General features: G+C 64.6%; 8 protein-coding genes, 1 pseudogene and 1 CRISPR repeat array. Of the genes and pseudogenes, 6 read left to right on the plus strand and 3 right to left on the minus strand.

The genetic code is table 11. The features are described from left to right. Window positions 1-18: 18 nt before the first annotated feature. The 5 genes from HYZ11_17925 to HYZ11_17945 all read left to right on the plus strand — a co-directional run bounded on the left by HYZ11_17925 (window position 19) and on the right by HYZ11_17945 (window position 7,670). Window positions 19-4,233, plus strand: coding sequence for a GAF domain-containing protein (locus HYZ11_17925; GenBank protein MBI3129491.1), 4,215 nt, complete (start codon window positions 19-21; stop codon window positions 4,231-4,233). Further along, window positions 4,196-4,576 carry a response regulator gene (locus HYZ11_17930; GenBank protein MBI3129492.1) on the plus strand — a complete coding sequence of 127 codons (381 nt, stop codon included), beginning with the start codon at window positions 4,196-4,198 and terminating at the stop codon, window positions 4,574-4,576. Before HYZ11_17925 ends, HYZ11_17930 begins: the two co-directional genes overlap by 38 nt. 329 nt (window positions 4,577-4,905) lie before the next feature. After that, the gene (locus HYZ11_17935) at window positions 4,906-5,637 is read left to right on the plus strand and encodes an SDR family oxidoreductase (protein ID MBI3129493.1); all 732 of its coding nucleotides are present in this window, start codon (window positions 4,906-4,908) and stop codon (window positions 5,635-5,637) included. A 196-nt stretch (window positions 5,638-5,833) separates the two neighbouring features. Beyond that, the gene (locus tag HYZ11_17940) at window positions 5,834-6,232 is read left to right on the plus strand and encodes a hypothetical protein (GenBank protein MBI3129494.1); all 399 of its coding nucleotides are present in this window, start codon (window positions 5,834-5,836) and stop codon (window positions 6,230-6,232) included. A 250-nt stretch (window positions 6,233-6,482) separates the two neighbouring features. After that, on the plus strand, window positions 6,483-7,670 hold the full coding sequence (locus HYZ11_17945) for a GNAT family N-acetyltransferase (GenBank protein ID MBI3129495.1): 1,188 nt from the start codon (window positions 6,483-6,485) through the stop codon (window positions 7,668-7,670). Window positions 7,671-7,824: 154 nt separating this feature from the next. Here HYZ11_17945 and HYZ11_17950 read toward each other — a convergent pair. Continuing rightward, a pseudogene (locus HYZ11_17950) lies at window positions 7,825-8,213 on the minus strand (type II toxin-antitoxin system VapC family toxin). Continuing rightward, a complete protein-coding gene (locus HYZ11_17955; GenBank protein MBI3129496.1) occupies window positions 8,213-8,467 on the minus strand; it encodes a type II toxin-antitoxin system VapB family antitoxin in 255 nt (84 codons plus the stop codon). Before HYZ11_17955 ends, HYZ11_17950 begins: the two are co-directional and overlap by 1 nt. Before the next feature lie 358 nt (window positions 8,468-8,825). Here HYZ11_17955 and HYZ11_17960 point away from each other — a divergent pair, with 358 nt between their 5' ends. Then, a complete protein-coding gene (locus tag HYZ11_17960; protein ID MBI3129497.1) occupies window positions 8,826-9,305 on the plus strand; it encodes a hypothetical protein in 480 nt (159 codons plus the stop codon). 39 nt (window positions 9,306-9,344) lie between these two features. Beyond that, window positions 9,345-10,634: direct repeats of the CRISPR family, unit length 36 nt; unit sequence ACTGTAGCTTGTCGAGAATCGCCGCTCAGGTACAAT. A 49-nt stretch (window positions 10,635-10,683) separates the two neighbouring features. On the opposite strand, the gene cas2 is transcribed toward HYZ11_17960, so the two are convergent. After that, window positions 10,684-10,974: a CRISPR-associated endonuclease Cas2 gene (cas2, locus tag HYZ11_17965; protein MBI3129498.1), complete on the minus strand. Its 291-nt coding sequence runs from the start codon at window positions 10,972-10,974 to the stop codon at window positions 10,684-10,686. Window positions 10,975-11,006: the final 32 nt, after the last annotated feature.

The raw sequence follows: 11,006 nt of genomic DNA on the forward strand, positions 1-11,006 counted from the left end.
TCCCAAATGAGGCCGCGCATGTCCGCTCCTTCCAAGCCGCCCTCCTATCCCTCGCCGCGGAAGCTGCTGCTCGTCCTCGCCGCGCTCACCCCAGTCGTCATGGCCGCCGCGTATTTCGCCGACTGGGTTGTGGATTTTTTCAAGGTCCCATATCCCTATGATGAGTTCCTAGAAGGACTCATGCTATCCGGGATTCTCATCGCGCCCCTCTTTTTTCTCCTGTTCGCGCGTTACTTCCGGAAACTGGAGGCCGCTCATCTGCATCAGCGGCAATCGGACCTTCACCGGGAGACGGAGCTCCGCCAGGCGAACCGCAGCCTCCGCATCCTGAGCGAGTGCAACCAGATCCTCGTCCACGCCAGGACGGAGGAAGACCTCCTCACCGGCATGTGCCGGACCATCGTCGAGATCGGGAACTACCGCATGGCCTGGATCGGCTGGGCCGAGGACGACCCGGATAAGACCGTGCGCCCCGCCGCCGCCTGGGGGGACCACACCGACCTCATCGGGCGCACCCGCATCTCCTGGGGTCCGGATGAATCCGGCCGGGGCCCCACGGGACGGGCCATCCGGGGCCGGACCGTGATCACAATCGCCGACGCCAGCCAGGATTCGAGCCCCGGCCCATGGCTCGACAACGCAAGGACAGCCGGCTTCGCCTCCTCCCTCGCCGCTCCCCTGCTGGATGAGCAGGGGGATGTTTTCGGCGCCCTGACGCTCCACGCGGGCCAGCCGCACGGTTTCACCGCCTCGGACGCCGAGATGTTCCGGGAGCTCGCCGCCGACATCGCCTTCGGCCTCCGCTCCCTGCGCACCGAGCGGGAGCGGCGGCGGCAGTTCGAGGAGAACCGCAAGCTCGCCCAGGCCGTGGAGCAGAGCGCCTCGGGCATCCTCATCACCGACCCGAACGGAATCATCGAGTACGTCAACCCCGCATTCACCCGGACGACGGGCTACACCCTCGATGAGCTCAAGGGGAAGACCCCCCGCGTCCTCAAGTCGGGGAAGCACCCGCCCGCGATGTACGAAAAGCTGTGGAAAACCATCCTCGCCGGCGAAACGTACCAGGGCCAGTTCATCAACAAGAAGAAGGACGGCGGCGAGTACATCTCAGGGGTCAGCATGGCCCCCGTCCTGGACGAGGGCGGGACCATCACCCACTTCGTCGGGGTCCAGGAGGACATCACCGAGTTCATGGAGTCCCAACGCCAGCTCGAGCGCTACACGACCCGCCTGCAGAGGCTCCTCCAGCTCGACCGCGACATCTCCGCCAGCCTCGACCTGGACGAGGTGTTCCGCCTCGTCGTCGGCTCGGCGGCGGACCTCCTCCAGATCGACGACGTGACCCTCTTCATCATGGACGAGAGCGGGGAGCTGTGCCTGCGGGCGTGGCACGGGGAGTGGGGGACGAGCTTGACCCGGAGGCGCTTCCCCGTGGGCGTGGGCCTCGTGGGAAGGGCCGCCCTCCACGGAAAGCCGGTCTACGTTCCGGAGGTGGCGGAGCGGCCCGATTTCGGGAACAAGGAGAAAGCCAGGGAGTACGGGCTCCGCTCCTACCTGGGGGTTCCGCTGCAGGTGCAGGGCCGGATGATCGGCGTTCTCAACTATCTCTGCAAGGAAGTCCGGGAGTACACGCAGGAGGACATCGACCTCCTCTCCCTCCTCGGGAGCCACGCCGCCGCCGCCATCGAGAAAGCGGGCCTGCACCAGGAAGTGCGGGCGAACCTCGATTTCTTGCAGAGCATCCTCGCCTCCAGTGTGGACGCCATCGTGGTCTTCGATTTCGAGAACCGGGTCAAGTCGTGGAACCGGGCGGCGGAGGCCATGTTCGGCTACACGGCGGAGGAGGCCATCGGGAAGACGACGGACGAAACCATCATGGTCGAGGAAGACAAGGCGGCGCGGGACAAGGCGGTCGTGGAGGTCATGGCGGGGGCCCAGCACGTCCGGGAGACCGTCCGCCGCCGGAAGGACGGCTCCCTCGTCCCGGTTCGCCTCACGTCTTCCCCGGTGAGGGACGCCGGGGGGAAGGTCGTCGCCCGGACGGTCATCTTCCAGGATCTGACCCAGCAGAAGATAGCCGAGCGGGAGCGCGAGGCTTACATCGAGCGCTTGAAGGCATTGAACGGCCTCATCGCCCAAATCTCCTCCGGCACCGACTTGGACGAGGTATTCCGGCTCGTCGTCCGGGTCACGGCGGATTTCCTGGGGGTCGACTTCGCCGTCCTCTTCACCGTGGAGAACGGGGAGCTCGCCTACCGCGCCGATCACGGCGGGTGGCTGAAGCTCCGCAAGTCGGCGGGAGTCCGGCCCGGGACGGAAGCCCATGAAGTTTTCCGGACCGGCAAGCCCCTGTACGCCGAGGACATGGCCCAGGTGCCCGGCTGGGAGCCTCACCCGTGGATCGCCGAGCAGGGGATCAAGTCCTTCCTGGGGATCCCGCTCAAGATCGGCGAGCGCGTGGCCGGCGTCCTGGCCACCCTGTGCCGGGGGGTCCGCAAGTTCTCGAGCGAGGACATCGACCTGCTCTCCCTCCTCGGGAACCACGCGGCCATCGCCATCGAGAAGGCTAGCCTTCTCTTGAATTCCCAGAAGGGGCTCGATTTCCTCCGGAGCGTCCTCCACGCCAGCTCCGATCCCGTCATGGTCGCGGACCTGAAGGACAGGACTCTCTTCTGGAACCGCGCGGCGGAGGAGCTGTTCGGCTACACGGCGGAGGAGATCAACGAGAAGGGCGTCCGGGCGCTCCTCCCCAGCGAGGACCGGGCCGCGAAAGGAGAGTTCATCGGCCGCGTCATGGGAGGCAATCGGGTCGATCACGAGGGCTACCGCCGCCGGAAGGACGGCACTCTCGTCCCCGTCCGCATCACCGGCTCCCCCATCCAGGATCCCGCCGGCAACGTGGTCGCGCGGACCGTCATCTTCCGCGACCTGACCGAGCAGAAGAAAGCCGAGCAGGAGCGGGAGGCCTACATCGAGCGCTTGAAGACCTTGAACACCCTCATCGCCCAGATATCCTCCAGCCTCAAGTTGGACGAGGTGCTCGACTTCGTCGTCCGATCGGCGGCGGAATTGTTGAATATCTCCTGCATTATCCTCTTTGTCATCGAGGAAGGCTTCCTGGTCGCCAAGGCGGAGGTCGGAGGGTTCTACAGCGCGAGGGAAAGAAGCCGTTTCCCGGTGGAAAGCGGCTCCGGGGGCGTGGTCGCCCGGCGGGGCGAACCCTACTACGTCCGGGACGTGGCCGAGGCGCCGGAGTTCATATTCAAGGACGAGGCCAAGGAGCACGGGATCGGCTCGTACCTGGGGGTCCCCCTCAAGGTGGGGGGCAAGGTGATCGGCGTGATCAGCTGCCTGAACAAGGGCGTGCGGGAATTCACGCAAGAGGAGATCAACCTGGCCGCCGCGCTCGCCAGCGGCGCCGCCACCGCCATCGCCAACGCCCAGACCCACGCCCAGCTTCAGGATGCTTTCCGCAAGCTCCAGCAGAGCCAAGCCATGCTCATCCGGGCGGAGAAGCTCTCCTCCATCGGCACCCTCACCGCCGGCGCCGCCCACGAGATACTCAACCCGGCCAACATCATCGGCCTGCACGCCCAGCGCCTGATGTGGGAGAACGAGGAGGGGACGAGCCCACACCAGTCGGCCCAGGTCATCCTCCGGAACGTCGAGCGCATCAGCCGCATCTGCGACGACCTGCGCCGCTTTTCCCGCGACGAGGCCGCGAAGGAGGAGCCCTTCGACCCCGACGACGCCCTGCGGCAGTGCATCCGCCCCCTGGAGCCCGAGTTCCGGCTGGCGAGTGTCGAGGTGAGCTACCGCCTCGCCGGGGAGGCCTCCCTCGTCCTCGGTGAAAAGAGCCAGATCCAGCAGGTCTTCTTCAACCTCCTGCGCAACGCCATGGACGCCATGCCGGAGGGAGGCACCCTGACGGTCGCCTCCCGGGAGGCCGCCGAGGACGAACGCAAGTGGTGGGAAACCCGGGTCAGCGACACCGGCACGGGCATTCCCCCCGAGCATCTCTCGCGCATCTTCGACCCCTTCTTCACCACCAAGCCCGAGGACAAGGGCACCGGCCTCGGCCTCTCCGTCTCCTACGGGATCGTCGAATCCCACGGGGGGCGCATCTGGGCCGAGAACAATCCCGACAAGGGTGCCACATTCATCGTCCGGCTTCCGGTAAAGGAGAAAGAGAATGGAGAAGCCGCTTCCGCGCATCCTGATCGTGGATGACGAGAAGGACATCGTCGAGTTCCTGGCCATGGAGCTGTCCAGGCGGGATTTCGAGGTGGATACCGCCCTCTCCGGCGAGGAGGCCATCGAAAAGATCAAGGAGAACCGCCCCCACCTCATGCTGCTCGACGTCCGCATGCCGGGCATGGGCGGCATCGAGACCCTCCGCCAGGCCAAGCAGCTCGATCCCAGGATCGGCGTCATCATGGTGACGGCGGTGCACGAGGAGGAGATCGCCCGGAGCGCCATCGCCCTCGGCGCCCACGACTACATCACCAAGCCCATCGACTTCACCTACCTGAACATGGTGGTGATGACCAAGATCATCGACATGCTCGGCTAGGCCCCCGGCTGGGCTCCCCTCCTTCATCGGCGTGTGCAGGGGCGAGGCATGCCTCGCCCCTGTGGACGCGTTCGGAGACGATGTGACATCCGCCGTGGCGGATTTCAAACCCGCCCCGTGTTGTCGGGGTTCCGTAGGGGCGGTTCGCGAACCGCCCCTACGCAAGGCCTTTGGCCGCCGGGCGCCCTTCGGAAAACCCGCCGCGGTTTCGACCCCAAGGGACGTATGCGATACGCCCCATGTCCCCCGGTCCGGCGCGCAGCCTGACCATCTTCTGATATTGTAGCCTTCACCTGAACTGGTCCGGCATCTTGAATTGGGAGGCGAGGATGGAGCCCCTGGAAGGAAGGACCGCCCTGGTGACGGGGGCCAGCCGGGGCATCGGCCGGGCCTGCGCCCTCGCGCTGGCGCGGGCGGGCTGCCCCGTCGCGGTGAACTACCGGAGCCGGGACGCGGAGGCTGAGGAAACCTGCGCGCTGATCGCCGGGCTGGGCGGACAAGCCCTCCCCTTCCGGGCGGACGTCTCCCGCTCCGGCGAGGTCCGGGGGCTCGTGGAGGCCGTGCGCTCGCGGCTCGGCCCCGTCTCGATCCTCGTCAACAACGCCGGCGTCGCGCGCAAGCGCGCCCCGCTCGAAATCACCGAGGAGGATTGGGACGAGGCCATGACGGTCAACCTCAAGTCCGCCTTCCTGGCCAGCCGGGAGGTGCTGCCCGGCATGCGCGAGATGCGCTGGGGGCGGATCGTCAACGTCTCCTCGAACGCCGCCTACACCACCGGCATCGTGGGGCCCCACTACGTGGCCTCCAAGGCCGGGATGCTTGGCCTCTCCCGCGCCTACGCCATGGCCTTCGCGCGGGAGGGCATCACCGTGAACGCGGTCGCCCCGGGCGCCATCGAGACCGAGATGCTCATGAAGGACCTCGGCGTGACCGCCGCCCGCTCGCCGGTGGGGCGCTTCGGGACTTCCGAGGAGGTGGCCGACGCCGTGATGATGCTTGTCCGCAACGGCTACATCACCGGCCAGACCCTGATCATCAGCGGGGGAAGCAACCTGACGTGAGGAATTTCGCGCCCCTCCCCTGTGTTCCCTCGCCTCCGAAATCCACCCGCCAAGAAGATTCCCGCCATGGACCGCGATTTCGCCCCGCCGTCTCAAAATGATAAAATTTCATACATAGGGGATTCCGAATTATAAAATACGTTACAATTCCGCGGACGCGATTCTCTCTCGTCAGCCAGATGGGAAGGACGGCCTCATGAATCCTCCGGTTCAGCAGCGGCACTTCACGCGGTACGAGTTCGTGGAGTCGCCCATCCTGATCGAGATCCCGGACCTGTCCCTCGTCATGCTGGAGCCGGGGAACCTCAGCTGGGGCGGTTATGAAACTCCCGAGAGGGCCGTGGACCAGCTGGGCGTGAAGCTCAGCCTGCCCGACCCCATCCGCTCTCCCCAGGCGGGTATGAGCGTGATGTGCGACCTGGAGGTCATGAGCCACCCCTTCCCGGGATGCGCGGCGGAGATCCCCTGGGCGGCCGGGGGCAAGGGCGAGGCGCCCTGGACCCTCGGGCTGCGCATCTCCATTCCCGAGGGGCTGCTCAGTCGCTTCCGGGGCGCGATGCGGGACTCTTTCCACCTCCTGCGCCCCGAGGAATAAACGCGGGCGGCGCCCGCGCGGCATGACCCGGCGGGCCGCCAGCCTTCACAGTTCAGCCCTCGCGATGCCCCCGGCCTTACCGGACCCTGCCCCCCGGTTAAATCGGAGGCCTGTCCTCATGGAATTCCGGTATTTCCTGCGCGCATTCTCCTAAGCTGGCCCTATGGTCCAGCGCCTTTCCCCCAGGTAAATTCTGTCTGTCTTTTTTGTACCATTTGCATTTACTCGTATTTCGTCCCGCGGAGTGGTCATGGCGATAATCCTGGAGCTTCCGGAAAAAAAATCCCGCCCGTCCGGTCCGGTTTCGCATGACGCCAAGGCGTCCGAATGGAAGGTGGAAACCGTGACCGATTACGAAGCCTTGCTCTGGCTGCAACCGGCCTGGGACCGGCTGGCGGAGGGGCTGGATGCGAGCCTTCCATTCCTGAGCCATGCGTGGACGCGCACGTGGTGGGAGAGCTTCGGGGCGGGGAAAGAACTCCATGTCCTGCTCGTGAAGCAAGGGGAGGAACTGAAAGCCATCGTGCCGCTGATGCTGAGCTGGGAGAAAATACATGGCATGCGGGTGCGGCGCCTCGGCTTTCTCTACAATTATCATACCCCCCGGTGCGATTTTCTCACGGCTCGGGACGCGAAGGAAGCCTGCCGGCCGATCTGGAAATACCTCAAGGAGAACATGACCCTCTGGGACTTTCTCGACTTCTGCCAGATGCCGGCCGATTCAGAGAGCCTTCAAGCGATTCGGGTGCTCGCGTATGACGACGGATTCTGTCCGGAAATTCGAGAGTCACGGCCGTCGCCTTATGTACGAATCGGGGCCTGGGACGACTATCACGGCGGCCTGTCCAGAAAGCACCGGGGAAACCTGAAGAGCAGCCATAACCGTCTCGCCGGACTCGGCCGGGTCCGCTTCGAGGAAATCTCGGCCGAAGGCGAGATCGGGCAGGCACTTCATGACGGATTCCAGCTCGAGGCGGCATCGTGGAAGGGAAAGAACGGAACGGCCATCACCAGCGACGAAGCGACCCGGCGGTTCTACATGGGCTTCGCGGCGCGGGCCGCGAGGCGGGGCTGGCTCCGCCTCCACTTCCTCGCCTCGAACCAGCGCCGGATCGCCTTCGACTATTCCATCCGATACGGCAACAAGCAGTACGGGCTCAAGCTGGGCTACGACCCGGCCTACTCCGCCTATTCGCCGGGCCATCTCCTCTGCCTTTATACTCTGAAGGAAGCGTTCGAGCGGGGGCTGAGCGAATTCGATTTCGCCGGCGTAGACGACAAATGGAAGCTCCGGTGGACGCGTCTGAGCCGGCCGCACTCATGGCTTTACGTGTTTTCAAAATCGCTCCGCGGCAGGATGCTCCACCAGATCAAATTCCGGATCCTCTCCTGCCTGAGAGGCCGATGCCGGAGGCCCGCCGCCCCAGCGGGGACATGAGACGGGGTTTCACAGCCGCCGACGCTTAGGCTTGAGCCCGCGATCTCATGGCCGATAAAGGCACGGCAAAGCGATGGGCTCTCGCCAATCCCCTGTTTTTTTCTTGGAGCGGGAAGGGGCGGCCAAGCCGCCTCAGAGAGCGCAGCTTGGCGCCTCAGCCGGCCCGGGCGACGTCGGTCTGTGCGAAATCTCCGCCCTTGAACAGAAGAGGCTCGCCGGTCGCCTTGGCCAGGGCGTAGGCGAAAGCGTCGCCGAGATTGAGACCCGCCGGGTGGCGGCCCCTGCCGTAGCGGCGGAAGCCCTCGCAGGCGAGCTCGGCCTGCCCCGCCGTCAGGGGGGCGATTTCGATCTCCGCCACGGCCAGGAGCGCTCCAGGGCCGTCCGGCCCGCCGCCCCCTTGCGCGCTTCGACCACGATGGCCACCTCGACGCGGTTCGCCGCCGAAAGGAGGCGCACCGGATCGGCCGCGACCAGGCGGCTAAACGCGTGGCGCTCGGGTTCATCGAACAAGATGGTGAGAATCGCCGATGTGTCGATCACCATCAGCGGGGCAGGCCGGATTCGCCGTAGCCGATGATCTCGTCGGGCGTACGGGTGTCCTGGTCCGGCAGGGCCGCGCAGCGCCGGGCGATCTCATCGAGCTGCTCGGCGAGCCCGGCGGCGGCGCACTTTCGCCGCTCGCGCTCGAGGCGCTCGGCGAGGGCCTTGCGGACGGCCTCGCCCGGGCTCTCCCCGGTGAGCTGCGCCACTTCACGCGCAAGCCGATCGGTTTCGGGGTCCTTGGAGTCGAGGGCCATGACCCGCCTCCCATCCTGCCCTGATCTCTGCCGGCGTCCTCACAGGGCGGCTCCGGAAAATCACCTCAACGGGCGGAATGATGCCGGAACGGGAAGGGGCGGGCAAGCGGTGGCTCAGGGAAAAAGGGCCCCGGCTTCCGCCGGAGCCCCTGAGATTCATGGAGCGGGAAACGGGATTTGAACCGTAGAGCCCGCCAACCCAAAAACCCAAGCGGGGCGTGGTCTTTTCCTCAACTATCAACCGCTTAGGGAATGGCTTCATCCGGTCCTGTCGGTCCGCGTCGTCTCTTATCCGGCTTCATCGTGCAGAGTTGCGGCACGATAGCGGCACGGGAGCCATGCGTGGGATTGAACTGAAATGCCCCGCCCGAAAATTGCCAAACAGCTTGCCAAACCTGACCTCCCCCCTTACTCCCTCCAAGGGGTCATCTCCCTTCTACTCAAGGGCTGGACGCACCAGAAGGTCGCGGACCTTTACGGCGTCTCCAGACAGGCCATCACGCAGAAAGTCAAGGGGCTTTGGGAACTTCTCGATCCGGAGCGCCTGGAGGCGTATGAGGCGAACCGGGCCAAGCTCCTGAGCGGCGTGGAGGCGGACCTGCTGGAGCTTTTTGGCAACCGGTCGAAGCGCGAAAAAGCCACCCTCGGCAACGTGGCCTACGCCTTCACCCAAATCCACCAAGCCCGGCGGCTGGAGGGCGGGGAGTCCACCGCCAATTTCTCGCTCCGGGCCGTGGTGGAGGCGGTCAACCGGGAGAATATGGCGAAGAGAGAGCCAGAAAAGGCAAGGGAGGCCACCGGCGCGGGAGAGCGGGCGCGGGACGAGGCGGGGGCCTAGCCCCTTCCCGGGATGCCCCGCAAGCCCATCATCCTCCACACTGTAGCTTGTCGAGAATCGCCGCTCAGGTACAATCGCCGCGCAGATCGACCGCCTCTGCAAGACACTGTAGCTTGTCGAGAATCACCGCTCAGGTACAATCAGGTCCGGTTTGGGTGTCTCATTGAGACGACTGTAGCTTGTCGAGAATCGCCGCTCAGGTACAATCTTCACCTTCGAGGATGACTTCTACCCGGGACTGTAGCTTGTCGAGAATCGCCGCTCAGGTACAATCCCACCCCTGGCGTCGGGCCTTGCGCGAGTACTGTAGCTTGTCGAGAATCGCCGCTCAGGTACAATAGGTCCTGATGCCGACTGACGAGGCCATGCACTGTAGCTTGTCGAGAATCGCCGCTCAGGTACAATCGACGCTGTGTGCACCCAATACCTCGAACCACTGTAGCTTGTCGAGAATCGCCGCTCAGGTACAATCCCGCTCCCCGATTTCCACGGCCAGGATGTACTGTAGCTTGTCGAGAATCGCCGCTCAGGTACAATAAACCTTCTGGCGGTGGCAGATATCCAGCCACTGTAGCTTGTCGAGAATCGCCGCTCAGGTACAATGCGGGCTGTGCGCGTGATCGCTTCGCTCATACTGTAGCTTGTCGAGAATCGCCGCTCAGGTACAATCGATCCGCTGGATGGTGCGCAGGCTGGTGTACTGTAGCTTGTCGAGAATCGCCGCTCAGGTACAATCAAGGCTTGGCGTGCGAGTCGCATGGGGGAACTGTAGCTTGTCGAGAATCGCCGCTCAGGTACAATGGGGCGCCTCGTGGGCCCCCATCGCGTTCTACTGTAGCTTGTCGAGAATCGCCGCTCAGGTACAATGGCTGGCCCGGAAGATGCGCCTGGATATCAACTGTAGCTTGTCGAGAATCGCCGCTCAGGTACAATAACTGCCGCCTCGGCTACACCCTCATCAACACTGTAGCTTGTCGAGAATCGCCGCTCAGGTACAATATTTCGCGCATCCGTAAAGCAGCCGCATCGACTGTAGCTTGTCGAGAATCGCCGCTCAGGTACAATCACCACATCTTGCGGCCCGCGTAGCAGGCGACTGTAGCTTGTCGAGAATCGCCGCTCAGGTACAATCCCCACGGGGGACGGCTCGGACACGCGTGTACTGTAGCTTGTCGAGAATCGCCGCTCAGGTACAATAGATCATCCGATGGAGTCCTTCTTCATAGGACTGTAGCTTGTCGAGAATCGCCGCTCAGGTACAATCTAACGGCATGACTCACAACCACACCGCCTACTGTAGCTTGTCGAGAATCGCCGCTCAGGTACAATTAACCCCCCGTAACCGACTGAGTTATGGGGGGTTGATTCCATTTGAGGCCTAGAAAAGCATGAGTTGAGGGGGTGGTTCTTCGGCCCCTTTCCGCTTTTTCCCTTGGAAAACCTCCATCTTCCCGAACTGGCGGTCCGTGACGCCAAGGATCCGCACCTGCCCGCCCGGGGGGAGCGCCCCACGAACCCGCCGCCGGTAGGCGGCCGCGGCTTCCTCGCTCGCGCAGTAGCGGGCGTAGACCGAGAACTGGAGCATCGTGAACCCCTCGCCCAAGAGGGCGTTCCGGAAGCGGACGTACTCCCGCCGCGCCTCCTTGCTGTCCACGGGCAGGTCGAACATGGCGAAGAGCCAGATGGCGCGGTACTCCGAGA

The organism is Candidatus Tectomicrobia bacterium, assembly GCA_016192135.1.
Classification (GTDB): Bacteria; UBA8248; UBA8248; order UBA8248; family UBA8248; genus 2-12-FULL-69-37.

Bases quoted from the DNA above. Each gene is read 5' to 3' on its own strand.
- HYZ11_17935 (MBI3129493.1), top strand. From the start codon at position 4,906: ATGGAGCCCCTGGAAGGAAGGACCGCCCTGGTGACGGGGGCCAGCCGG.
- HYZ11_17940 (MBI3129494.1), top strand. From the start codon at position 5,834: ATGAATCCTCCGGTTCAGCAGCGGCACTTCACGCGGTACGAGTTCGTG.
- cas2 (MBI3129498.1), bottom strand. From the start codon at position 10,974: ATGTTCGACCTGCCCGTGGACAGCAAGGAGGCGCGGCGGGAGTACGTC.
- HYZ11_17925 (MBI3129491.1), top strand. From the start codon at position 19: ATGTCCGCTCCTTCCAAGCCGCCCTCCTATCCCTCGCCGCGGAAGCTG.
- HYZ11_17945 (MBI3129495.1), top strand. From the start codon at position 6,483: ATGGCGATAATCCTGGAGCTTCCGGAAAAAAAATCCCGCCCGTCCGGT.
- HYZ11_17955 (MBI3129496.1), bottom strand. From the start codon at position 8,467: ATGGCCCTCGACTCCAAGGACCCCGAAACCGATCGGCTTGCGCGTGAA.
- HYZ11_17930 (MBI3129492.1), top strand. From the start codon at position 4,196: ATGGAGAAGCCGCTTCCGCGCATCCTGATCGTGGATGACGAGAAGGAC.
- HYZ11_17960 (MBI3129497.1), top strand. From the start codon at position 8,826: ATGCCCCGCCCGAAAATTGCCAAACAGCTTGCCAAACCTGACCTCCCC.